This is a genomic window from Pseudomonas sp. BF-RE-21, from assembly GCF_019947305.1.
Classification (GTDB): domain Bacteria; phylum Pseudomonadota; class Gammaproteobacteria; order Pseudomonadales; family Pseudomonadaceae; genus Aquipseudomonas; species Aquipseudomonas migulae.
The window spans coordinates 60,314-82,438 of record NZ_JAGYGF010000013.1 but is presented as its reverse complement, the minus strand read 5'-3'; the positions used below and the strand labels follow the sequence as shown (position 1 = coordinate 82,438).

Sequence of the window (22,125 nt, the reverse complement as noted above, 5' to 3'; positions counted from 1 at the left end):
TCAGGTTTCTTCATCGTCGGCACCGGGATAAAAACCGTGCAGCAGGCGATAGCGGTCATGCCGTATCTGGTCGGCTCGCTCTTGGACCTGATGCGCGGGTATACCCAGCATGATCAACGCATGGGAGGCGAGCATCAGGCTCGACTCCAGCAATTCGGGCACGACTTCGCTGGCGCCGGCTGCTTTCAACTCGGCCAGTTGGCTGTCGTCCCGAGTGCGTACCAGGATTGGAACGGTCGAGTTTAATCGGCGCGCCTCCTGGAGAATCAGCAACGCGATATCGGCCTGGTCCACGGCAATCACCAGCAGCCTGGCGCGCGCCAGTCCTACCGCCAGCAGCAGTTCACCGCGTCGTGAGTCGCCATAGTGCACACAGGTTTCACCCACGGCGGCTTCCTGGACACGCACCGGATCGGTGTCCAGCGCGATATAGGGCTGCAGCGCATTGCGCAGCGCTCGCCCGATCGACTGACCGACGCGACCATAGCCACAGATCACCACATGGCTGTGCAGTCCGGCGTTCAGCGCGCTTATTTCGTCGAGCTTGGCTTCTTCGTTGGGCTTGCGGTGCAGACGCGTTGCGATGCGGGGCGCCGAACGCAGCAACAGTGGCGTCAGCAGCATCGAGCAGAAAGTCGCGGCCAGCAGCAGCCCGCCGAGGTCGGCGGGCATCATTTTGTTTTGTTGCATCAGGGCCATCAACGCGAAGCAGAACTCGCCGCCTTGGGCCAAAGCCAGGCCGCTGCGCCAGGCGGTCTCGACATCGCTGCCGCGCCATTTGACCAGCAGCGCGACCACGCAGCCTTTGATCAGCAGCAAGCCGATGGTCAGGCCGAGGATCAGCAGGCCGTGGCTGGCGAACAACTGCAGGTCGATCAACATGCCGATGCTGACGAAAAATACCCCGAGCAGAATGTCGCGGAACGGACGGATATCGGCCTCGATTTGATGGCGGTAATGACTTTCCCCCAGCAGCATGCCGGCGAGAAATGCCCCCAGGGCAGGGGAGAGTCCGAGCAGGTGAGTCAGCCAGGCGGTCAGCAGCACAATGACCAGCGCCAGCAGCACAAACAGCTCGGCGGAGCGGGCCGCCGCCACTTCATGGAACAGCCGCGGCAGCAACCAGCGACTGGTCAGCAACAGTCCGACGAACAGCACAACGGTCTTGCCGAGCGTCACAGGTAACGCCCAGTACCAGGCCTGATCGCTGTTCCCGGCGAACACAGGCACCAGGGTCAGCAGCAACACCGCCACGACGTCCTGGAACAGCAACACCGCAATGGCGTTCTGGCCGTGGCTGCTGAAAATCTCGCCGAGACTGCCCAGTTCCTTGCTGACAATGGCGGTGGACGACAGCGACAGACCGGCACCGAGCAGCAGCGCAGGGGTTACCGACATGCCGAGCAACATCAGCACCCCCCCAAGCAATGTCGCGGTGACCAGTACTTGCAGGCCGCCCAGCCGAAACACCACGTGGCGCAACGCGAGCATTTTCGTCAGGGAAAACTCCAGCCCGAGGGAGAACAGCAGGAACACCACGCCCAGCTCGGCGAGGTCGGGCAACTCCTCGCTTTCATTGACCCAGTTGAACGCAGTCGGCCCGATCATCAACCCCACGCACAAATAGCCCAGCACCGGTGGCAGGCGCAGGCGCTGGAACAGTGCAATAACCACCAGAGAGGAGGCGAGGATGATCAACAGGTTGGCGAACACAAAAAACTCCGGTCAAGGTGCGAGTTACTCAAGCGTAGAGGCAAAAAAAGCCGCGAGCATCGCGCAAGTGACATTGCGCTTGAGTGATTTGAGTCAGGGAGTTGCCGAAAACTTTGGAAATGCGTCGTTGCCAAGGCGCCTGAGTCATTGGCTCGACTGCTTCTTATAGCGGGCCTAGAATAAACGCTCACTTTACCGGGTTGTGTGCTCATGCCTCCTGAATGTCAGCTTTTCGGCACCCTTGGGTGCCATCTCTGCGAAGTGGCCGAAGCCATAGTGATGGAATTTGTCGAGCACGGTCTGCTGGTCGAGCTGGTGGATATCGCTGACGATGAATCATGGTTCGAAGCCTACAGCCTGCGCATTCCGGTGTTACGGCGAGTCGATACCGGCGCTGAGCTGGGTTGGCCATTCAGTGCCGACCAGGTCGTGGCGTTCCTGCGCTGACCTCGACATTTTTCTCGATTCCCATCTGTCGCTGTTCTCGTTTCGGTCATTGGCGAAATGCAGGTTATTCGGTTACTGTATGTGCATACAGTTATTCCGGTCACCTGTCGTGTTCTCTTTATTGCGGATTCAGGCAGGTGATCCCGGAAGTCAGAGGGATGAATCTTGGTCAATGTCGAACAGTTGAAGAACAGCGTGAACCGGATGTCGGTGGACGTAGTGCGTGAGGCCGTCCACGAGTTGCGTCTGGATGGCCTGGTCACGGAAGGAAAAACACCGTTCAACAAGCTGCATTTCAATACCTGTTTCGCTGAAATCGAAGCATTGTTCCAGCGCGCGGGTTATCACCGGCAGCTGGACGTCGTGGGCTATCAGGGCTTGTTGTACGCACTTTACGATCCGGGTCGCTGGGAGGCGGTCGATGTGTTGCGCTGGCTCAAGGAGTTCACTGAAGCGGCGGCGCGCACGCAGTCGATTCCGGCCTGAGGATTCTCTGCTAGGTTCGGTCCGGCCTCTGTTGGATAATGCCGCCCTGCATTGAGGGTCAGAACTTCCGTATGTCCACTTCATCTTTTTCTGCTGCGCACAGTCAGGCCAGTACGCTCTACTTGCCGGCCGGCCCGTGGCAGACCGTACTTGAATGCCTGTGCGAGCACTTCAGTGCCATCGGTCGCGAGCAATGGCTGGACCGAATCGCCCGTGGTCGCGTCCTCGACGGGCACGGTGCGCCAATTGCCCTTGATCTTCCTTACAAGGAAGGCCTGCGGATTCACTACTTTCGGGAAGTGCCGGACGAAAAGCCGATCCCTGTGGTCGAGTCGATTCTGTACGCGGACGAGCACCTGGTGGTGGCTGACAAGCCGCATTTCCTGCCTGTGACGCCAGCGGGTGAATATGTCGAGCAGACGCTGCTTCGACGGTTGATCCGTCGGCTGGATAACCCGCACCTGGTGCCGTTGCATCGCATTGATCGGCATACGGCGGGGCTGGTGCTGTTTTCAGCCAATCCTCAGAGCCGTTCCGCGTATCAGTCGTTGTTTCCAACGCGGCAGATCGAAAAGCGCTACGAGGCTATTGCCAGGGCATTGCCGGAACTGACCTTTCCCTTGGTCCACAAGAGTCGGCTCGTTGATGGCGAGCCTTTCTTTCGTATGCAAGAGGGGCCGGGCGCCAGCAATACCGAGACGGCCGTCGAGGTCAGGGAGAAGAACGGCGATCTCTGGCGATATGCGCTTTACCCGGTGACAGGCAAGAAGCATCAGTTGCGGGTGCACATGACGGCTTTGGGGGCCAGCATCTGCAATGACCCGTTCTATCCGCAAGTGCTCAAGGATGTCGAAGACGACTATGCCAATCCGTTGAAGTTGCTCGCACAAGGGCTTCGGTTTGTGGACCCGGTCACGGGGGAGGAAAGAGACTTCGAAAGCGCTATCACCCTGCAATGGTGATGGCTGTTTTTCAGCCATGAAAAAGCCCGCATAAAGCGGGCTTTTCTGTATCCGGTTGGTGCCGCAAAGATTACAGCTCTTTGACGGTACGAACTTGATCCTTGTTGACGCGGGTTTGTTTGCCGTCCAACTGTTCAAATTCGTAGAAACCCGATTCCTTATCGTATTTTGGCGAGTCGACAGCCTGGATTTCGCGACCATCATTCAAGGTGATCACTGCAGGCGATGCGCAACCGGCAAGGGTAGCGAGGCCGAGTGCGAGCATGAAAGCGGCGAGGGTCCGTTGAGTCATTTAGTGTGTCTCCGAATATGAATTCTTTTGGTAACTGAGCTTGAGACGTTCGCGACACGCGCAAGTTCATTCTCGTGTCAGTCTGACACAGTGTTGTGGGCACTTAACAGTTCCGGTGTATTGAGGTTGGCCAGGCGAGGATCGTTGTCGGGGCACTGCAACGCCGTGGCGCCCAGTTTGCGCATGAGGCGCCCCGGGCTGCGTTCGCCGTCATTCCAGGCACTTTCGAACGCTTCTCGCAGGGCAAGCGGAATGATGCACAGCAAGGGTTCCCAGTGTCCGTCATGGCGCAGCATCAGCGGTTTGTCCGGATGCTCGCTGGCAGTTTCGCGCATGCTGTGGAGCAGCTCGGCATCGATGCGCGGTACGTCACAAGGCAATACCAGCAGATACGCATGACGAGCGGCCTTCAGGCCTGCACGCATGCCAGCCAACGGACCGGGGAAATCGCCTTCGTCGTCATGGACCAACAGGTCGGCGTAGGGCGCATACTTTTCCAGGTTCCTGTTGCAGGAGATGATCAGGTCATCGCTCAGCGGACGGGTCTTGCGATGCAAATGCGCGATCAGTGGCTCGCCGTGCCACTCGATCAGCCCTTTGTCCTGGCCGCCCATGCGTTGGCCGCGCCCCCCTGCCAGGAGCAGAATGGAACAGGGTGGCAAATGTGTATTCGAGGTCATGGCAGGTCTCCATGGGGGCGGCGAAAAAAGGAGGCGCTGTGATATAACACCGGGCTGTTTCTCCTACAACTGGACGAGCCTATGAAAGCCAAGGCTGATGTACCTTTCGCACCGCTCAACATCGCGGTGCTGACTGTCAGCGATACCCGTACTCTGGAAACCGACACGTCAGGCCAGGTCTTCGTTGACCGCTTGATCGCTGCTGGCCATAACCTGGCCTCTCGGGTTCTGCTCAAAGATGACCTCTACAAAATCCGCGCGCAAGTCGCCAACTGGATTGCCGACGATGTGGTGCAGGTTGTCCTGATCACAGGTGGTACGGGATTCACCGGGCGCGACAGCACGCCCGAAGCGGTGAGCTGCCTGCTGGACAAGCAGGTCGATGGATTTGGCGAGCTTTTCCGGCAGATATCGGTGGCGGATATTGGCTCCTCCACTGTTCAGTCCCGCGCCTTGGCCGGTTTGGCCAATGGCACGCTGGTCTGCTGCTTGCCCGGCTCGACCAACGCTGTGCGAACCGGTTGGGACGGTATTCTCGCTGAGCAACTGGATTCGCGGCACCGCCCATGCAATTTCGTGCCTCATCTGAAACAGGCGCAGCCCTGTGAATCCCGTGGGTAAGCCAGGCAAGACAGGCAGCCTGATGGCTGTCGAAGTCGCACTGGCGCGCTTGCTGGAAATGGCTGAAGCCACGCCGATTCGTGAGCGTGAGCGCTTGCCCCTGGCGCAGGTTGAGGGTCGTGTTCTGGCCGATGACCTGATCTCGACGCTTGATCTTCCTCCGTGGCCCAACAGTGCAATGGATGGTTATGCGTTGCGCGCGGCCGACTGGACGGGAGAGCCGTTGGTGGTCAGCCAGAAGATTTTTGCAGGCAACGCTCCACCGCCTTTGACGCCCGGCACCTGTGCGCGAATCTTCACCGGTGCGCCGGTTCCTGCTGGGGCCGACTGCGTAGAGATGCAGGAAAACGCCGAAATCCAGGCGGATGAACGAGTCCGTTTCACCGAAGCCCTGGCGCCAGGACAAAACATCCGGCCACAAGGCCAGGAAACTACCTTCGGTGAACTGATTCTGCCAGCCGGCACACGGCTTGGGCCAATTGAGCAGGGCCTGGCTGCTTCACTGGGATGCGCAGAGCTTGAGGTGATTCGCAAAGTTCGCGTCGCCGTTTTGTCCACCGGTGATGAATTGGTTGAACCGGGTAAGCCGCTGGGACCTGGCCAGATCTACAACAGCAATCGTGTGTTGCTCTGCAGCTGGTTGCAGCGATTGGGTTGTGAGGTGATCGACGCCGGTATTCTTCCAGATGACCTCGAGACCACTCGTGCCCGTCTTGCCAGTTTGGCAAGCGTCGATCTGATCCTCTCGACCGGTGGCGTATCGGTGGGTGAGGCGGATTTTCTGGGCATTGCCTTACGGGAGGAGGGCGAGCTGACATTGTGGAAACTCGCTATCAAACCGGGCAAACCGCTGACCTTCGGACATTTCCGTGGGGTTCCGGTCATTGGTTTACCCGGTAACCCGGCGTCGACCCTGGTGACCTTTGCCTTGTTGGCAAGGCCCTATCTATTACGCCGCCAAGGCGTAAAAGTGGTTGAGCCGCTGAAATTTCAGGTGCCGGCAGGGTTTAACTGGACCAAAGCCGGCAGTCGACGCGAGTACTTGCGTGGACGTCTGGAAAACGGCCGGGCGATCATCTACAAAAATCAGAGTTCAGGTGTACTGCGCAGCGCAGCCTGGGCCGATGGTCTGGTTGAAGTGCTGGAGGATCACACGCTAATTGAAGGTGACAGCGTGTATTTCATCCCGCTGAGCGAAGTTCTGGGCTGATATCTGCCTCACGCTGGCCACGCAAACCCGGTTGATCGAACCGGGTTTTGCGTTGATGGCTGACGCTTAATGTGCGATGAGTGCCACGACCTGGTCGAAACGACTGTTGGCGATCCAGCCCAGAAGGCCGAGCACCACGGCAGTGCCACCGGCTGAATAGGCAAGCCGGTGTTTGATCGATTTCACGTCACTGCGGACTTCATCCATGTCTCGTCGGATGTATTCGAGGTGAGTTTCCAGTTCGACGACGCGAGGTTCCATTTCGGCTTCTCCAGTGGGTTTTGTACTTTTATTGAATTCGGCTTGCTGTTTGGCCCGTCTTTCCGCGAGTGGTGCAACCGGGATGCCCGGTAACCTGATGTCATGGCTTTGCATGGTACGTCCCTGTAATTCCTGCTGATGACTGATAAACCGCGGCCACCAAGGTGTACCAATCAAACGGGTGGGTCAATTGAGCCGATTCCTCAGGTTTTGTAAGAAAAAATCCCGCCTTGTAGGACCTCAATCCCGGACTCCTTGAAATAATTCGGTTTCCTGCGACTTTTATGGTGCGCATCGCGGTCAACATCTCCCATACGGAATGCAAACATGGGGGTGATCACAATGAGCGAACGCAAGGCACTGTTGATTCTGCATGGCAAGCAGGCGCTCAACGAGGAGGTTCGTGCGGCGGTCGAGGGCAGGCGCGCACAAGGTTGGGAGTTGACTGTTCGATTGACCTGGGAGGCCGGCGACGCACGACGCCTGGTGGATGAGGCTCTGGCGGCGGGCTACAGGCAGATCATCGCTGGGGGCGGTGACGGAACGTTGCGTGATATTGCCGAAGCCATGGCTGCACAGTCGACGCAGGCCAGTCTGGTGCTGATGCCGTTGGGAACCGCCAACGATTTCGCGCGCGCTGCCGGTGTGCCTCTGGAACCCGCCCAAGCCTTGAATCTTCTGGAAACTGAACCGTGTGCCATCGACCTGGGAGAGGTCGGCGGGCAGGTGTTTCTGAATATGGCCACGGGCGGCTTCGGCAGTCAGGTCACGGCCAATACCTCAGGGGAATTAAAGAAAGTGCTTGGAGGTGCGGCCTACCTGTTCACGGGGTTGTCACGTTTCAGCGAGTTGCATGCGGCCTATGGCGAGCTGCATGGCCCGGATTTTCAGTGGAGTGGCGAGCTGCTGGCACTGGGCATCGGCAATGGCCGCCAGGCTGGCGGTGGTCACGTACTGTGCCCACAGGCGCTGGCGGATGACGGTCTGCTGGATATCAGTATTCTGCCTGCACCGCAGGAAGTGGTGGGTACGTTGAAAAGTTTGCTCTCCGACGGCTTCGGTATCGACAGCATGTTTGTGCGCGCCCGTCTGCCATGGGTCGAGATCAAGGTCTCGGAAGGTCTTTACATCAATCTCGATGGTGAACCACTGGAAGGTGACAGCTTGCGTTTCTCGGCGTGCCCGGCAGCACTGCGGGTACATTTGCCCGAGGACTCGCCGCTGCTGAGCGTTCCGGCAATGATCAATCGTCCAGACTGATGATTTGCTCGCGCACGGCGAACAGCACCAGGCCTGCCACGTCGTAAATCTGCAAGCGCTTCATGATTTGCGAGCGGTGGGTTTCGACCGTCTTGATACTCAAACCCAGGCCATTGGCGATTTCCCGGGTGGATTTTCCGCGAACAATCAGCCGCAGGATTTCCAGCTGACGTGCGGTCAGGTTGTGCGAGTCCGCGGGTTCCGGCTGATGTTTCTGGTTGCGGGTTAGCGCCTGGTTGATAACCGTATGGGCGATGGCCGGGCTCAGGTAGCGTTCGTTGTTGCGCAGGGCTTCCAGGGCATGTTCGAGTTCGGTGGCCGTGGTGTCCTTGAGCAGGTAACCGTGGGCGCCGGATTCCAGTGCCTGCATGATGAGCGCCGGGTCGGTGTGCATCGACAGAATCAGCACCTTGCTTTGCGGGCGCACGCGCTTGAGGCGCTGCAAGGCTTCAAGGCCACCGGTTTCCTTCATGGAAATATCCAGCAGCACGATGTCCGGGGACAGATGCTCGACCATTTCGAGCAGCTGCGAGCCGTCATTGGCCTCGCCGATGACGGCGTAGCCGGGAATATCCAGCACCAGAGCGCGCACGCCAGCCCTGATAAGCGAGTGGTCATCCACCAGAAGTAAGTTACAAGTCAACGCATAACCTTATTCGTACTGGCCCGTTCGAGCGCACGTGGCGCCCAGGGGAAGAGAGCTTCGATTTGAGTACCTTTGCCCGGTTCGCTGGTGACGGTCAATGTACCGCCCAGTTGATCGATACGTTCCGACATTCCGGCCATTCCGCGCTGGCCCTCACGACCCGGATCCGTCGCCGGCGCGAAACCCAGGCCGTCGTCGCTGATCAACAGCGTCAAGCCTTGAGGCTGGCGTTGCAGGCGGACCAACAGATTTTTCGCCTCGGCGTGGCGCAGTATGTTGGTCACCGCTTCCTGGGTGATTCGAAAGGCGGCCACCGCCATTTCTTCGGGGATGCCGGTCAAGCGTGAATGGCATTCCAGGCTCCAGTTCACCGTCGTATTGCCCAGTGTCTTGAGCAAATGTGCACGCAGACTGGCTTCCAGCCCCAGGCTGGTCAACTGTCTGGGGTTGAGGATGGCCGATACGTCACGCACTTTGGTCAGGGTTTCTTCCAGCGTGTCGCAGAGCGCCGCGCATTGCTCTTGCAGTTCTTCGGGCATTCGGCGTCTGAGCCAATCACTTTGAAGTTTTGCCGCGGTCAATAACTGGCCAATATCGTCATGCAGTTCACGACTGAGCCGGTGGCGTTCGTTCTCCTGAACCTTCAATAAACGGTCGGCGAGCTCTTGAGGCTCGAACTTTATCGACTTGCGCGACAGGCGATGCTGCACCCAGACGCACGTCAGCGCTGCAATATTGAGCAGCAGCAGACTTAACGGCAAGCGTGTGGACAGGCCATAGATCAGCAGGCTGCCGAGCGCCGAGCAGGTACACAACAAAAGCGTGAACCGACGCGCGTTTACTCGGGAGGGGGGCCACATGGTGATTGACTTGAGGCTGGCGTACATAACGGATGGAGCCAATGGATGTTCGCTGCGGGCAGACCGGTCTAATGGACTGACGGGTCTCTGTCTGAGTCACTCTGCCATTAATTGACGTCAACTAATGGTCGGCATAATACCACTTAACATACCGTTGGTCGCGTTCGGTATATATGTCTATAGAGTCAGGAAATAAAGGTTTTGGACGATAGTTCCACAATGGAAAAGTTTATCGGCAGGAAGGGAATAGTTACTTGTATCGGGCTGTCGTTGACAGGCATGAAATATTCAATTGCGACATGAGCGTGATCAAGTTACAGAGTGACATCTTGGCAATATGAATACAAACCACGGAGTAATTATCGGGTGAAATTAAGCCTGCCGCTCCGTAAAGGAAACGAGCCGGAACGGTTTGGAATTAACCGGTGGCTGAAACTGGTTTTGCCCGACCTGGTAGGCAAAGGCTTCGATCAATGAGGTTTGTTCACTGTCGTCGAGGCTGAGTTGGCCGGTGGTCTGATCGATCAGTTCGAGTTGCCAGGCCATCAATGTGAAGCAGTCTTTCAACGCATCCAGCGCCTGAGCATGCAGGTCGACGTGGTTTTGGGCATGGTTCAGCAGGCCATGAATGTGCAGCGAAAACTCCGAAACGGCGACCAGGGCGAGGGCATCGGCCTTGTTGGCCAGCTTGAGCAGGGTGCTGAGCATGCATTCGATGGCGTCCTTGTCATTGCTGATCAGTTGCAAATGACTCAGGCACTCCTCGGATTTGGCCAGGAGTGTTTCAGCTTCGGCGAGAAACTCCGGGAACCGCTTGGCCCACTCGTTACGGTCGTTCGGCATGCTTATCTCCACAACGTCATGTCAAGTGAGGGAATGTCGTGTGTGTCAGCGAGAATGATCTGCGCCATGGCGTTGCCGTGCCGTCGTGAGATCGCGCTCCAGCCGGGCTGTCTGCAGGCGGAGGAGTTCAAGAGGGTGGATGGCCACTGACCTGCGATCGCACACAAAAGCCTGACTCCGTTCATGCAATGAGAATGGCGTCACATTAATGGCTATTGGATATTGCGAATATCAGGTTGGGCCTGATTGTTACTAGGGGAATCCCTTACGCACGGGAACCTAATGGACGAAACAGGGTCGCGCCGCAGGGAGTGAAGCAGATGAAGTGATGGCGCCAGTAAAGCATGATGTTAATGTGACATCAATGCCTGAGCGTGGCATTTTGCATCGGGGTCAAGGTCCTGAAAAAACAGCCGATAACCCTCTTTAGTGAATTCATCAGAACAAGTACCAGGAGTCATTGATGGCCGGCATTCTCGACACGGTAGACCAACGCACGCAACTGGTGGGTGAGAATCGCCTGGAAATTCTCATGTTCCGCCTGGCTGGGCGGCAATTGTTCGCGATCAACGTTTTCAAAGTGCAGGAAGTGCTGCAACTGCCGAAACTGACCCTGATGCCCCAGCGCCATCCGTTCGTCTGCGGCGTGGTCAACCTGCGTGGCCAGACGCTGCCGGTGATCGACCTGTCCCAGGCCATCGGCATGCGTCCGCTGGTGCCGAGCCCTACCAGCACGATCATCGTCACCGAGTATAACCGCTCCGTGCAGGCTTTCCTGGTGGGCGGTGTGGACCGCATCGTCAACATGAACTGGGAAGCCATTCTGCCGCCGCCGACCAGCGCCGGCCGTCAGCATTACCTGACTGCCATCAGCAAGGTCGATGATCAGTTGGTGGAGATTATCGACGTCGAGAAAGTCCTCGCCGAAATCGTTCCGTACAACGCCAAGGTGTCCCGCGACAAACTCGACGATCCAATACTGGAGCGCGCCCGTGGCCGTGAAGTGCTGCTGGTGGACGACTCCAACGTGGCGCTCTCGCAGTTGCGCGACACCCTCGGCCAGTTGGGCGTGAAGATGCACATCGCCAGCGATGGCTTGAAAGCGCTGAACATGCTCAAGGGCTGGGCGGATACCGGCGTGAACATGACCGACAAATTGCTGATGATCTTCACCGACGCCGAGATGCCGGAAATGGACGGCTATCGCCTGACCACCGAGATCCGTAACGATCCGCGTCTGCGCGGCCTCTACGTGGTTCTGCACACCTCGTTGTCCGGCAGTTTCAACGACTCGATGGTCAAGAAGGTTGGTTGTGACAACTTCCTCTCCAAATTCCAGCCGGACAAACTGGTCGATGTGGTGCGTCAGCGCCTGATGCTCGACGAAGTGCCTGCCTGATCACGATACAGTTTCCTGTGGGAACGAGCCTGCTCGCTCCCACAGGGTTGGTAATCCAGTTCGCAGTCTTTGATTCGGCGATCAAGCTCGTATAGGGTGGCATTTTTGTCCTCCAGGGAGCTGGTCATGCTGCGTCTGAGCGCGCTTTATCGTTATCCGTTGAAATCCGGCAAGGGCGAGATCCTGCAACAGGTCAGTCTCGACAAACTGGGGCTGGACGGGGATCGACGCTGGATGCTGGTGGACGAGGCCAGCGGGCGCTTCCTGACCCAGCGTGCGGTGGCGCAGATGAGCCAGCTGTCGGCGTTGTGGAATGCCCAGGGTGGTTTGACCCTCAGCGCTCCCGGCCACACGCCAATTGATATTGCCTTGCCTGCCAACGACGCTGAGTTGCGTGGCGTGACCATCTGGCGCGACACCTTGCGTGTGCCTGATGCCGGTGACGAGGCGGGGGCCTGGGTCAGCAGATTCATTGGCAAGCCGACTCGCCTGGTGCAGGTGCCGGTTGATCGCGCTCGGACCACACAGGCCGGTTATGGCAAGGACGACGATCAGGTGGCCTTCGCCGATGGCTTCCCGTTGCTGCTGATCGGGCAGGCGTCCCTTGAGGATCTGTCACAAAAAGTCGGGCGTTCGTTGGAGATGCTGCGTTTTCGACCGAATCTGGTGATCGAGGGCAGCGAGGCGTATGCCGAGGACGGCTGGAAGCGTATTCGTATCGGCGATGTCGAGTTTCGTGTGGTCAAGCCGTGTTCGCGCTGCATTCTGACCACCATCGATCCGCAGACCGGCGAACGCAGCGATGACCGTGAACCGCTCGCGACCTTGCAGAAGTATCGTGCCCAGGAAGACGGTGCGATGTTTGGCCAGAATCTGGTCAATGACGGTAATGGCCAGCTCGAAGTCGGTATGCCGGTCACGATCCTGGAATAAGCGACCCTGAATGAAAAATGCCCGTGTCCAAGGACACGGGCATTTTTTTGCGCTGTGAAAACCCGGGGTTTTAGCCGCGGTATTCGCACAGGTAAGCAGTGTCGACGGCCACTTTCAGCTGGAATTTGCTGTTGGCTGGCACGTTGAACTGGCTGCCGGCGGCGAAGGTTTCCCAGTTGGTGCTGTCTGGCAGTTTGACGGTCAGGGCGCCGGTCACCACGTGCATGATTTCACGCTGGCTGGTGCCGAATTCGTATTCGCCCGGAGCCATGACGCCAATGGTCGCCGGACCTTCAGCGGTGCCAAAGGCGATCGACTTGACGGTGCCGTCGAAGTACTCGTTGACTTTAAACATGGGCGATTCCTCGAAAAGGGCTAAAAAGGGCCGGCCAGTATGCACAAGGCCCTTGGCGCCGTCACCTCTCTAGAGCGGGAGAATCAGCGGTAACAGACGCGCTGTATTGCGCGCATCTTCCAGTGCCCGGTGCTGCTGGCCGGTGAACTGCATGCCGGCCAGTTGCAGGGCGCCGTTGAGTCCCAGCGGGCGTTCCAGCCGTCGGGCCTTGGCAAAGCGCTGCTTGAGGTTCATGTGCGGCACGCGACTCAGTTGGCTGTCGAGTTGCAAGCGCTCCCACTCCTGGAGCAGTTGCCTGCGATCGTAATCGCCCCAACTGGCCCAGCCTTCCAGCCGTGAATGATGTTGGCCGAGCCAGCGCTCGAAGACCGGCCAGACCTCGGTCAGCGCCTGTGCGCTGTCGATATTCGCCTGGGTGATGCGGGTCAACTCGCGACAAAACGGCGTGAGCAGGGGCCGTCGCAGCGGTCGCACGAAGCGCTGGAAATGGTCCTGCTCACGCCCTTGGCGGTCCACCAGCGTGGCGCCGATTTCGATGATTTCCATTTCCGTAACTGGCCAGCCACCTTCATCGGTGGTGGCTTCCAGATCGATCACCAGCCAGTGAGGCATTGAAGGGTTCCCGGTATCCGCATCCTGATAGGGCTTGAGCGTAGCCAAACCCGACGGATCCGCCTAGCGGCTTATTCGACCTCCAACAAAATCTGACGATTTTTTACCTGATCGCCGACCTTGACCTGCAAGCGTTTGAGCACGCCGTCGATGCCGGACTTGAGCGGATGCTCCATTTTCATTGCTTCCAGCACCACCAGCAGTTGGCCTTTACTGACCGGGCTGCCTTGTGCGACCAGCACGTCGACGATCGCGCCGTCCATCGGCGCCTTGAGCGTGCCGGAGCTGACGCTGGTCTGGCCGCTGACCAGCGCTTGCGTGCGATCCTCCAGGCGCAGGCTGCCGGGGCGGGTGAACAGCCAGAGTTGTCCGGCCTCCAGACGATACGCATGACGCTGGCGGATGCCGTTGATGTCCAGGGTGGCCCAGCGTCCGTCGCACTGGATGACGTTCAGTTCGAAGGCCTGTGCGGCGACTTCAATCCGGTACGGTTCACCTGGTACCGCGTTCAACTGCACCGGCCAGTCCCGATCCTCCAGGCCGATGCGATAGTGCAGCGGCACACTGGCGTTGTTGCGCCAGCCGGCCAGCGCGGCGGGATGAGCCTGCGCCGAAGCCTGATAAAACAGCGCCGCCGCAATCGCCAGTTCTTCAGCACTCGGGTTATGCGGATGCAAACAAGGATGGTCGGCGAAATGCGTCGGGATGAACCCGGTGCTGAACTCGCCACTGATGAAGCGTGGATGTTCCAGCAGGCTGGCAAGCAAGCGCTGATTGCTCGGCAAGCCCAGCAGCACACTGTCTTGCACCGCGCGCAGCAACTTGCGCCGGGCTTCTTCACGGGTAGCGCCGTGGGCGATGATCTTGCCCAGCATCGGGTCATAGAACGGGCTGACGTGTTGACCTTCGATCAACCCATGGTCGATCCGCGCTCCACTCTGCAAGGCCGGTTCCCAGGTGGTGATGCGCCCGGTCTGCGGGAGGAACCCTTGGGTCGGGTCTTCGGCATATAGCCGCACTTCCATGGCGTGGCCGTTGAGTTGCACCTGTTCCTGGCGCAATGGCAGCGGTAGCCCTTCGGCGACGTGCAACTGCCAGGCCACCAGATCGAGGCCGGTGATCAATTCAGTCACCGGGTGTTCCACCTGCAACCGCGTGTTCATTTCCAGAAAGTAGAACTGCCCGTGCGCGTCCAGCAGAAACTCCACAGTGCCAGCGCCCACATAGTTCACCGCGCGACCGGCCTTGAGCGCCGCTTCCCCCATGGCCTGGCGCAGTTCGGCGGTCATGACCGGGCAGGGCGCTTCTTCGATGACTTTCTGATGGCGGCGCTGGATCGAACAGTCGCGTTCGCCGAGGTAGATCAGGTTGCCGTGTTGGTCGCCGAACAGCTGAACCTCAACGTGACGCGGATCGATCAGCGCTTGTTCGAGGATCAGTTCGTCGCTGCCAAATCCGTTCAATGCCTCGGAGCGCGCGGTGCGAATCTGTGCGAGCAAATCCCCTGCATCTTGCACCAGGCGCATGCCGCGCCCGCCACCGCCGGCACTGGCCTTGATCATCAGCGGAAAGCCGATGCGTTCGGCTTCGCGGCTCAGGCTCGCATCGTCCTGCCCGGTGCCTTGATAGCCTTTGATGCAGGGCACACCGGCGTCGAGCATGGCGAGTTTCGACAGGCGTTTGCTGCCCATCAGTTCGATGGCTTCGGGGCTGGGGCCGATGAAAGTGAGGCCGGCGTGCTGGCAGGCGCGGGCGAATTCGGCATTTTCCGAGAGGAAGCCGTAGCCGGGGTGGATCGAATCGGCACCGGTGCGGCGGGCGGCGTCGAGGATGGCCGGGATGTTCAGGTACGACTGCTGGACCGGGGCCGGGCCGATGTTGACGGCTTCGTCGGCGATTTGTACGTGCAAGGCATCCGCATCTGCGTCGCTGAACACAGCGACGGTGCGGTAGCCCAAGGATTGGGCCGTGCGCTGGATGCGGCAGGCGATTTCACCGCGGTTGGCGATCAGGATTTTTTTCAGGGCGGGCATGGTTTATTCCCTTGGTTTTTGCGGTGAAAGTGATGGCCTCATCGCCGGCAAGCCGGCTCCTACAGGGATTTGTGTCGTTCACTAGACCGTGTAGGAGCCAGCTTGCTGGCGATGCTTTTAAGGCGCCCACCCCGGTTTACGCTTCTGCACGAAGGCCATCGTGCCCTCGACTCCTTCCGCTCCGATCACCGCTTCGCTGAACCACTCGGCCGCTTCATCCAGCAACGCATCCGACGGTTGCCCGGCACTCGCCAGCAACAGTTTTTTGGTCGTCGCATTGGCCCCCGGCGCGCAGCACAGTAAGTGCGCCAGAATTTCACCGAGACGCTCGGCCAAGGCTTGCGCGTCATGCTCGACAAAATGCACCAGCCCCATGCGCCGCGCCTGGTTGCCATCGAACCGCGCCGCCGTCAGCGCCAGGCGCCTGGCCTGAGTCAAACCGATGCGCTGGACCACAAACGGCGCGATCTGCGCGGGCAGCACGCCGAGGCTGGTTTCCGGCAGCCCGAATTGCGCCTGATGATCCGCCAGGGCGACATCGCTGACGCAGGCCAGACCCAAACCGCCGCCAAGCACTGCGCCTTGCAACACGGTGATCACCACTTGCGGCGCGTGTTGCACCTCTTGCAGCAGCGCGCCGAACGCACGGTTCAGATCACGGTAGGCGTTCGCGCCTTGAGCACGGGCGTTGGCCATGTCCTTGATGTCGCCACCGGCACAGAAATGTCCACCGGCACCGCCGATCACCAAGGCCCGAATCGCACGGTTATCGCGCACGGCCAACAGCACCGCGCGCAGTTCGGCGACCATTTGCAGGCTCATGGCGTTGCGGCTTTCCGGGCGGTTGAGGGTGATGTGCAGCACACCGTTATGCGGTTCGAGCAATAACGTCTGGCAATCCGGCAGGGTGCTCATTTCTTTTTCCCCGGCAGGATGCCCATGAGTTTGCAGATGATCCCCAGCATGATTTCGTCGGCGCCGCCGCCAATCGACACCAGCCGAACATCGCGGTAAGCGCGGGCCACGGGGTTGTCCCACATGAAGCCCATGCCGCCCCAATATTGCAGGCAACTGTCGCTGACTTCGCGGCCCAGTCGCCCGGCCTTGAGTTTGGCCATCGACGCCAGACGCGTGACGTCCTGACCTTTGATGTACTGCTCGGTGGCCTGATAGACCAGCGCCCGCAGGCATTCGATTTCGGTTTGCAGTTCGGCGAGGCGAAAGTGGATGACCTGATTGTCGATCAGCGCATTGCCGAAGGTTTTACGTTCCTTGCAATACTCGATGGTGCTGTCGATGCAGTATTCCAGGCCCTTGATCATGTTCGCCGCGCCGAACAGGCGTTCTTCCTGAAACTGCAGCATTTGCATCATGAAGCCCGCGCCTTCATGGCCGATGCGGTTGCGTTGCGGCACGCGCACGTTGTCGAAAAACACCTGGGCGGTTTCCGAGCTGCGCATGCCGAGCTTGTCTAGATGCGAACTGAGGCTGATCCCCGGCGTGTTCATCGGCACCATGATCAGCGACTTGTTGATGTGCGGTTTGTCGTCCGAGGTGTTGGCCAGCAGACAAATGAAATCGGCGCTTGGCGAGTTGGTGATCCACATCTTGCTGCCGTTGATCACGTAGTCGTCGCCGTCCTTGCGGGCGGTGGTTTTCAACCCGGCCACGTCGGAACCGGCGCCGACTTCGGAAACGCCGATGCAACCGACCTGTTCGCCGGTAATGGCAGGGCGCAGAAACTCTTCACGCAGTTCATCGGAACCGAAGCGCGCCAGCGCTGGAGTGCACATGTCGGTCTGCACACCGATGGACATCGGAATGCCGCCGCAATGAATGGTGCCGAACTCCTCGGCGGCGACAATCGAATAGCTGTAGTCGAGCCCCATGCCGCCGAATTTTTCCGGTTTGGAAATTCCCAGCAGGCCCAGGTCACCGGCCTTGCGGAAGATTTCGTGGATGGGAAAGCGCCCGGCCTTTTCCCATGCCTCGACGTGCGGGTTGATCTCGTTTTCGACGAATTGGCGAACGGTGCGGCGCAGTGCTTCGTGTTCCTGGGTGAAGATCATTTTTATTGTTCTCCTCTGGCCGGTTCAGAACCGGGCTACGCCAAAACTGTTGGTTTGCAGCGGCCGCACATCGGCCTCATGACAGATGTCCAGCAAGTAACCGAGCAGGGTCCGGGTGTCCCGCGGATCGATGAGCCCGTCGTCCCACAGACTGGCGCTGCCATAAAGCGCGGTGGACTGGCTGTCGAGTTTCTGTGCGGTGACCTGCTCCAGCATGTCGAGCATTTTCGGGTCGGGCACCAGGCCGTCCTTGAGTTGTTTGGCTTCGGTGACGATGCGCAGCACCTTGCCGGCCTGCGCGCCGCCCATCACCGCCGTGCGGCTGTTGGGCCAGGCGAAGATAAAGCGCGGGTCGAGGCCGCGACCGCACATGGCGTAGTTACCGGCACCATAGGAACCGCCGACGACGATGGTCAGTTTCGGTACGCGGGCGTTGGCCACCGCCTGAATCATCTTCGCGCCGTGCTTGATCACGCCTTGCTGTTCCGACTCGGTGCCGACCATGAACCCGGTGGTGTTGTGAAAGAACAGCAGCGGCGTCTGGCTCTGATCGCAGAGCTGGATGAATTGCGCGGCTTTACTCGCCCCTTTGGGGGTGATCGGGCCGTTGTTGCCAATGAATCCGCAGGCGCGCCCCTGAATGTGCAAATGGCCGCAAATGGTTTGCTGATCGAACTCACCCTTGAACTCAAGGAAGTTCGAACCGTCGGCAATCCGCGCAATGATTTCGCGCACGTCGTAGGGCTTTTTCGGATCGTCCGGGATCAGTCCCAGCAGCTCGTCGATAGGGTAGAGAGGTTCTTTCCACTGCCGTTCGGGCAACCATTGCAACTGCTCGTTCCATGACAACAGGCTGACAATCTCGCGCACCAGGCGCACGCCATCGGCATCGTTCTCGGCCAGGTATTCAGCGGTGCCGGCGGTTTGCGCGTGCATCTCGGCACCGCCCAGTTCTTCGTCGGTCGCCACTTCTCCGGTCGCGGCTTTCAGCAATGGCGGGCCGGCGAGAAACAGTTTGGCTTTGCCACGCACCACTACCGTGTAATCCGAGAGCCCTGGCTGATAAGCACCGCCCGCCGTGGCCGAACCGTGGACCACGGTGATCTGCGGCAACCCCATGGCCGACATCCGCGCCTGATTGGCAAAACTGCGCGCGCCTTCGACGAAAATCTCCGCTGCGTAATTGAGGTTGGCGCCACCGCTTTCGGCGAGGGTGATCACCGGCAGTTTGTTCTCCATGGCGATCTGTTGCAGACGCAGGGACTTTTTCAAACCGCTGGGGGAAATCGTCCCGCCCTTGATCGCGCTGTTGTTCGCCACGACCAGAACCCGCACGCCGGACACGTAACCGATCCCGGCGATCAAACCGCCGCCGGCTGAGCTGCCGTCCTTGTCGTCATGCAATTTGTAGCCGGCCAGGCTCGCCAGTTCGAGGAACGGTGCACCGGGGTCGAGCAGAAGATTGAGGCGTTCGCGGGGCAGCAATTGCCCGCGCTTGTCGAACCTGGGCTTGGCTTCGGCCGCTTTGTTCAGCAGGTTCTGTTCGAGCTGACGGACTTGCTCTATCCCGGCCAGCATCGCTGCACGGTTCTGGGCAAACTGTTCGCTGAACGGGTCGACTTGCGACTGAATCACCGGCATGACTTATTCCTTGTCCTTGAGCACGTCCGGCAAATACGCGCGGTGGAACCCGTTGTACGACTCACTGATCTTGGCCTTGTGGATCGGCCACGCCCGACCGCCAAGGCTGGCGGCGCCGTCGATACGCAAGGTGCTGCCACTGACAAACGCTGCGGCCGGACTGAGCAGGAAGACGATCGCGGCGCTGACTTCCGATTCGGTGCCGATGCGTTTCAGCGGCACGTGCTCGCGCAAGGTCGGAATCACCGCTTTGAACGCACCTTCGTAAGTGTCCATGCCGCTGGAGGCGATCCAGCCCGGCGCCACTGCATTGACCCGCACCCCGGCGTAACCCCATTCGAACGCAGCGGTCTTGGTCAGGTTGTCCATGCCTGAGCGCGCCGCGCCCGAGTGGCCCATGCCGGGCATGCCGTTCCACATGTCGGCGAGCATGTTGACGATGGCGCCGCCGTGTTGGCTCATGGACTGGTTGAAGACTTCGCGCGCCATCAGGAAACCGCCCACCAGGTTGGTGCGCATCACCGTTTCGAAACCCTTCTGGTTGATCGAGGCCAGTGGTGAGGGGAATTGGCCGCCGGCATTGTTGACCAGTCCGTGGATCGGACCGTGCTTGCGGATCAGTTCGCTGACCAGATGCTTGACCGCTTCTTCGTCGCGAATATCGCAGGTCTGCCAATCGGCCTTGCCGCCATCCTCGGTAATCTCGGCAACCACGGATTTCAGTTTGTCGGCATTGCGCCCGATCAACAGCACATGGGCGCCGAGGGCCGCCAGTTCATGGGCGGTGCAGCGACCAATGCCGCTGCCGCCACCGGTGACGATGATGTTTTGGCCGGCAAACAGATCAGCTTTGAAAATCGAATCGTAGGCCACGGCGGCAGTCCTCTAGTTGACCTGGTCGGCGATGCGCTGCGGCACCGGAATCTGGATGTCCAGCAGTTGTTGGGCGAAGGCTTTACCTTGCGGATCGATCCGCAGACTGGCCACGCCACCACCGCCAAGGGCGTTTTCCAGCAAGAAATTCAGGCTGTGGGTCGCGGGCAGGTACCAGCGCTCGACGCGCCCGTGAATCGGGTCGAGCACATGGCTCATCCAGTCGACCATCACTTCCGGGGTAAGGGCTTCGGCGATCCACGGCAGGTACTCCGGCTCGCGTGCCATGACGCCGATGTTGCTGTGATTGCCCTTGTCACCCGAGCGTGCGACCGCGAGCTTGATCAGCGCCACGCTGGCATCGGCGCGACCGGTGGGTTTCGGTGGGTCGTACGGCACCGGCAGGTCCGCGGTGGTGAGCGCGTCGAGGGCGGGCAGGGCGCACGGATGACGTTGACCATTGAGATCAATGTCCAGCGTGCAGGCGGATTTGTCGATGAGGAACGAGAACAGCCGGATCAGCGGATACACCGTCGGCCGTCCGCCGACGATGCCGGTCAACCCCGGCGCCATGCCGGTGGCGGCCTGGGCGATTTCCCGGGAGAACACGATCAGCGCCTGTTTGTCCGGATGGCGCACGGCGAGTTTGATCACCACTTCGCGGCTGTCGCGACGCTGGCCATGGGGACCGTACGTGGCCTCGCTGCCGAGCAGTTCAATATTGACTTCGCTGTAGGGCGCCCAACCGCGCTGGCTGAAGATTTCCGAGGTCTTGCTGATGATCGCTTCGCTGACGCGCCGCGCCTTGTCCACCGCATCGATCCCGGCGATCAGGCAACTGGCGGTGCAGCGGAAACCGTCCGGATACGTCGCGCTGACCTTGTACTGATCGGTGGGCGGCAAGCCTTTGGCGCCGTGTACCTGAACTGCGTTCTTGCCTTGTTGCTGAAGTTTGACCTGGGTGAAATCGCAAATCACATCGGGCAGCAGATAGGCCTGCGGGTCGCCGATTTCATAGAGCATCTGCTCGCCGACCGTGAGTGGCGTGACGAGACCGCCGGAGCCTTCGGGTTTGCTGACGATGAACTGGCTGTCGGCGCTGACTTCGACGATGGGGAAACCGATGTGTTCGTAGTCGGGCGCGTCGCGCCAATCGGTGAAGTTGCCGCCGGTGCACTGGGCGCCGCATTCGATGATGTGACCGGCGAGTGCGGCTTGCGCGAGTTTGTCGTAGTCGTGCCAGGACCAGCCGAATTCATGCACCAGTGCAGCGCTGACCACGGCGCTGTCGACCACGCGCCCGGTAATGACGATGTCCGCGCCCAGGCGCAAGGCTTCGACGATGCCTGGCGCGCCGAGGTAGGCGTTGGTGGAGACGCACATCGGCGGCAAGGGCGCGCCGCTGAACATTTCGCGAAGGCCGCGGGTGCTCAGGTGTTTGAACTGCGGTTGCAGGTCATCACCCAGCAACACGGCGATTTTCAGCGCCACGCCGGCCTTGTCGCAGGCCGCTTGCAGGGCAGCGGCGCAGGCCTGCGGGTTGACGCCGCCGGCGTTGCTGATGACGCGGATGTTCTGTGCGGCGAGCTGCGTGAGCAGCGGGCTGAGCACTTCGATGAAGTCGCTGGCGTAGCCGGCCCGGGGGGCTTTCATCCGCGCACCGGCCATGATCGACATCGTGATCTCGGCCAGATAATCGAACACCAGGTAATCCAGGCGTCCGCCTTCCACCAGTTGCGCGGCGGCGGTCGAGGTGTCGCCCCAGAAGGCGCTGGCGCAACCGATGCGAACAGTTTCAGGCACAGCCCTTTCCATAGCCACCTCCCTCAGACGTGTATCGAGACTACCAAGCAAGCGCTTGGTTTGTAAACGACTTAAATATCTTCTGCCCGAGCGCTTGCTTGGTTGCCTTCGTCAGCTTAAATTGCC

At 59.8% G+C, this 22,125-nt stretch carries 23 protein-coding genes; 8 read left to right on the top strand and 15 right to left on the bottom strand.

Translation table 11 applies throughout. From position 1 onward, the window contains the following. A complete protein-coding gene (locus tag KGB25_RS12020) occupies positions 1-1,713 on the bottom strand; it encodes a cation:proton antiporter (protein WP_008044387.1) in 1,713 nt (570 codons plus the stop codon). A gap of 210 nt (positions 1,714-1,923) precedes the next feature. On the opposite strand from KGB25_RS12020, the gene KGB25_RS12015 reads away from it, so the two are divergent. From KGB25_RS12015 to KGB25_RS12005, 3 genes are all read left to right on the top strand, one after another. Continuing rightward, positions 1,924-2,160 (top strand): glutaredoxin family protein, encoded by a 237-nt coding sequence (locus tag KGB25_RS12015; RefSeq protein ID WP_207285760.1) that lies wholly within the window; start codon positions 1,924-1,926, stop codon positions 2,158-2,160. Positions 2,161-2,325: 165 nt separating this feature from the next. Beyond that, positions 2,326-2,646 carry a hypothetical protein gene (locus tag KGB25_RS12010; RefSeq protein WP_008030323.1) on the top strand — a complete coding sequence of 107 codons (321 nt, stop codon included), beginning with the start codon at positions 2,326-2,328 and terminating at the stop codon, positions 2,644-2,646. Between the two features lie 71 nt (positions 2,647-2,717). Continuing rightward, a complete protein-coding gene (locus KGB25_RS12005) occupies positions 2,718-3,608 on the top strand; it encodes a pseudouridine synthase (RefSeq protein WP_223435041.1) in 891 nt (296 codons plus the stop codon). A gap of 70 nt (positions 3,609-3,678) precedes the next feature. On the opposite strand, the gene KGB25_RS12000 is transcribed toward KGB25_RS12005, so the two are convergent. Then, positions 3,679-3,900, bottom strand: a complete 222-nt coding sequence (locus KGB25_RS12000; RefSeq protein WP_008030318.1) for a YgdI/YgdR family lipoprotein — start codon at positions 3,898-3,900, stop codon at positions 3,679-3,681. Between the two features lie 77 nt (positions 3,901-3,977). Next, positions 3,978-4,580, bottom strand: coding sequence for a molybdenum cofactor guanylyltransferase MobA (mobA, locus tag KGB25_RS11995; protein WP_223435040.1), 603 nt, complete (start codon positions 4,578-4,580; stop codon positions 3,978-3,980). Between the two features lie 81 nt (positions 4,581-4,661). Between mobA and moaB the strand changes: the two genes are divergently transcribed. Together moaB and glp are read left to right on the top strand one after the other, a co-directional pair. Beyond that, the gene (gene moaB, locus KGB25_RS11990; protein WP_008030315.1) at positions 4,662-5,201 is read left to right on the top strand and encodes a molybdenum cofactor biosynthesis protein B; all 540 of its coding nucleotides are present in this window, start codon (positions 4,662-4,664) and stop codon (positions 5,199-5,201) included. Between the two features lie 22 nt (positions 5,202-5,223). Then, positions 5,224-6,411 carry a gephyrin-like molybdotransferase Glp gene (glp, locus tag KGB25_RS11985; RefSeq protein WP_223435039.1) on the top strand — a complete coding sequence of 396 codons (1,188 nt, stop codon included), beginning with the start codon at positions 5,224-5,226 and terminating at the stop codon, positions 6,409-6,411. A gap of 66 nt (positions 6,412-6,477) precedes the next feature. Here glp and KGB25_RS11980 read toward each other — a convergent pair whose 3' ends face one another. Then, positions 6,478-6,786 (bottom strand): hypothetical protein, encoded by a 309-nt coding sequence (locus KGB25_RS11980; protein WP_207285764.1) that lies wholly within the window; start codon positions 6,784-6,786, stop codon positions 6,478-6,480. 228 nt (positions 6,787-7,014) lie between these two features. Here KGB25_RS11980 and yegS point away from each other — a divergent pair, with 228 nt between their 5' ends. Continuing rightward, the gene (gene yegS / locus KGB25_RS11975) at positions 7,015-7,932 is read left to right on the top strand and encodes a lipid kinase YegS (RefSeq protein ID WP_223435052.1); all 918 of its coding nucleotides are present in this window, start codon (positions 7,015-7,017) and stop codon (positions 7,930-7,932) included. Here the strand turns inward: yegS and KGB25_RS11970 are convergent. From KGB25_RS11970 to KGB25_RS11960, 3 genes are all read right to left on the bottom strand, one after another. After that, complete coding sequence (locus KGB25_RS11970; RefSeq protein ID WP_032828800.1) at positions 7,916-8,575, bottom strand: response regulator transcription factor; 660 nt, start codon at positions 8,573-8,575, stop codon at positions 7,916-7,918. The two genes, yegS and KGB25_RS11970, sit on opposite strands and share 17 nt — an antisense overlap. Then, positions 8,572-9,465, bottom strand: a complete 894-nt coding sequence (locus tag KGB25_RS11965; protein ID WP_008030303.1) for a sensor histidine kinase — start codon at positions 9,463-9,465, stop codon at positions 8,572-8,574. The genes KGB25_RS11970 and KGB25_RS11965 overlap by 4 nt, the downstream gene beginning before the upstream one ends. A gap of 345 nt (positions 9,466-9,810) precedes the next feature. Next, positions 9,811-10,281, bottom strand: a complete 471-nt coding sequence (locus KGB25_RS11960) for a hypothetical protein (protein ID WP_008030299.1) — start codon at positions 10,279-10,281, stop codon at positions 9,811-9,813. Between the two features lie 463 nt (positions 10,282-10,744). Here KGB25_RS11960 and KGB25_RS11955 point away from each other — a divergent pair, with 463 nt between their 5' ends. Then, positions 10,745-11,680 carry a chemotaxis protein CheV gene (locus KGB25_RS11955; RefSeq protein WP_008044401.1) on the top strand — a complete coding sequence of 312 codons (936 nt, stop codon included), beginning with the start codon at positions 10,745-10,747 and terminating at the stop codon, positions 11,678-11,680. A gap of 126 nt (positions 11,681-11,806) precedes the next feature. Continuing rightward, positions 11,807-12,613: an MOSC domain-containing protein gene (locus KGB25_RS11950; RefSeq protein WP_192227855.1), complete on the top strand. Its 807-nt coding sequence runs from the start codon at positions 11,807-11,809 to the stop codon at positions 12,611-12,613. A 70-nt stretch (positions 12,614-12,683) separates the two neighbouring features. Here KGB25_RS11950 and KGB25_RS11945 read toward each other — a convergent pair whose 3' ends face one another. The 8 genes from KGB25_RS11945 to KGB25_RS11910 all read right to left on the bottom strand — a co-directional run bounded on the left by KGB25_RS11945 (position 12,684) and on the right by KGB25_RS11910 (position 21,999). Continuing rightward, positions 12,684-12,968 (bottom strand): pyrimidine/purine nucleoside phosphorylase, encoded by a 285-nt coding sequence (locus KGB25_RS11945; RefSeq protein ID WP_008030293.1) that lies wholly within the window; start codon positions 12,966-12,968, stop codon positions 12,684-12,686. 69 nt (positions 12,969-13,037) lie between these two features. Further along, entirely contained in the window at positions 13,038-13,580 is a 543-nt protein-coding gene (locus KGB25_RS11940; RefSeq protein ID WP_008030291.1) for an exonuclease domain-containing protein, read from the bottom strand. A 71-nt stretch (positions 13,581-13,651) separates the two neighbouring features. After that, positions 13,652-15,613, bottom strand: a complete 1,962-nt coding sequence (locus KGB25_RS11935) for an acetyl/propionyl/methylcrotonyl-CoA carboxylase subunit alpha (RefSeq protein ID WP_223435038.1) — start codon at positions 15,611-15,613, stop codon at positions 13,652-13,654. Positions 15,614-15,730: 117 nt separating this feature from the next. After that, positions 15,731-16,528 (bottom strand): enoyl-CoA hydratase/isomerase family protein, encoded by a 798-nt coding sequence (locus KGB25_RS11930; RefSeq protein WP_223435037.1) that lies wholly within the window; start codon positions 16,526-16,528, stop codon positions 15,731-15,733. Continuing rightward, entirely contained in the window at positions 16,525-17,682 is a 1,158-nt protein-coding gene (atuD, locus tag KGB25_RS11925; RefSeq protein ID WP_008044426.1) for a citronellyl-CoA dehydrogenase, read from the bottom strand. The genes KGB25_RS11930 and atuD overlap by 4 nt, the downstream gene beginning before the upstream one ends. 24 nt (positions 17,683-17,706) lie before the next feature. Further along, positions 17,707-19,323, bottom strand: a complete 1,617-nt coding sequence (gene atuC / locus KGB25_RS11920) for a geranyl-CoA carboxylase subunit beta (RefSeq protein WP_008030286.1) — start codon at positions 19,321-19,323, stop codon at positions 17,707-17,709. 3 nt (positions 19,324-19,326) lie between these two features. Next, on the bottom strand, positions 19,327-20,196 hold the full coding sequence (locus KGB25_RS11915; protein WP_008030284.1) for an SDR family oxidoreductase: 870 nt from the start codon (positions 20,194-20,196) through the stop codon (positions 19,327-19,329). 12 nt (positions 20,197-20,208) lie between these two features. Further along, positions 20,209-21,999: an acyclic terpene utilization AtuA family protein gene (locus KGB25_RS11910; protein ID WP_223435036.1), complete on the bottom strand. Its 1,791-nt coding sequence runs from the start codon at positions 21,997-21,999 to the stop codon at positions 20,209-20,211. Between the last annotated feature and the right edge of the window lie 126 nt (positions 22,000-22,125).

Excerpts from the sequence above, each read along its gene's own strand:
- KGB25_RS11965 (WP_008030303.1), bottom strand. The coding sequence starts at position 9,465 with ATGTACGCCAGCCTCAAGTCAATCACCATGTGGCCCCCCTCCCGAGTA.
- atuD (WP_008044426.1), bottom strand. The coding sequence starts at position 17,682 with ATGATCTTCACCCAGGAACACGAAGCACTGCGCCGCACCGTTCGCCAA.
- KGB25_RS12015 (WP_207285760.1), top strand. The coding sequence starts at position 1,924 with ATGCCTCCTGAATGTCAGCTTTTCGGCACCCTTGGGTGCCATCTCTGC.
- KGB25_RS11940 (WP_008030291.1), bottom strand. The coding sequence starts at position 13,580 with ATGCCTCACTGGCTGGTGATCGATCTGGAAGCCACCACCGATGAAGGT.
- KGB25_RS11930 (WP_223435037.1), bottom strand. The coding sequence starts at position 16,528 with ATGAGCACCCTGCCGGATTGCCAGACGTTATTGCTCGAACCGCATAAC.
- KGB25_RS11980 (WP_207285764.1), bottom strand. The coding sequence starts at position 6,786 with ATGCAAAGCCATGACATCAGGTTACCGGGCATCCCGGTTGCACCACTC.
- KGB25_RS11945 (WP_008030293.1), bottom strand. The coding sequence starts at position 12,968 with ATGTTTAAAGTCAACGAGTACTTCGACGGCACCGTCAAGTCGATCGCC.
- yegS (WP_223435052.1), top strand. The coding sequence starts at position 7,015 with ATGAGCGAACGCAAGGCACTGTTGATTCTGCATGGCAAGCAGGCGCTC.
- mobA (WP_223435040.1), bottom strand. The coding sequence starts at position 4,580 with ATGACCTCGAATACACATTTGCCACCCTGTTCCATTCTGCTCCTGGCA.
- moaB (WP_008030315.1), top strand. The coding sequence starts at position 4,662 with ATGAAAGCCAAGGCTGATGTACCTTTCGCACCGCTCAACATCGCGGTG.
- KGB25_RS12000 (WP_008030318.1), bottom strand. The coding sequence starts at position 3,900 with ATGACTCAACGGACCCTCGCCGCTTTCATGCTCGCACTCGGCCTCGCT.
- KGB25_RS11950 (WP_192227855.1), top strand. The coding sequence starts at position 11,807 with ATGCTGCGTCTGAGCGCGCTTTATCGTTATCCGTTGAAATCCGGCAAG.
- glp (WP_223435039.1), top strand. The coding sequence starts at position 5,224 with ATGGCTGTCGAAGTCGCACTGGCGCGCTTGCTGGAAATGGCTGAAGCC.
- atuC (WP_008030286.1), bottom strand. The coding sequence starts at position 19,323 with ATGCCGGTGATTCAGTCGCAAGTCGACCCGTTCAGCGAACAGTTTGCC.
- KGB25_RS11960 (WP_008030299.1), bottom strand. The coding sequence starts at position 10,281 with ATGCCGAACGACCGTAACGAGTGGGCCAAGCGGTTCCCGGAGTTTCTC.
- KGB25_RS11955 (WP_008044401.1), top strand. The coding sequence starts at position 10,745 with ATGGCCGGCATTCTCGACACGGTAGACCAACGCACGCAACTGGTGGGT.
- KGB25_RS11935 (WP_223435038.1), bottom strand. The coding sequence starts at position 15,613 with ATGCCCGCCCTGAAAAAAATCCTGATCGCCAACCGCGGTGAAATCGCC.
- KGB25_RS12005 (WP_223435041.1), top strand. The coding sequence starts at position 2,718 with ATGTCCACTTCATCTTTTTCTGCTGCGCACAGTCAGGCCAGTACGCTC.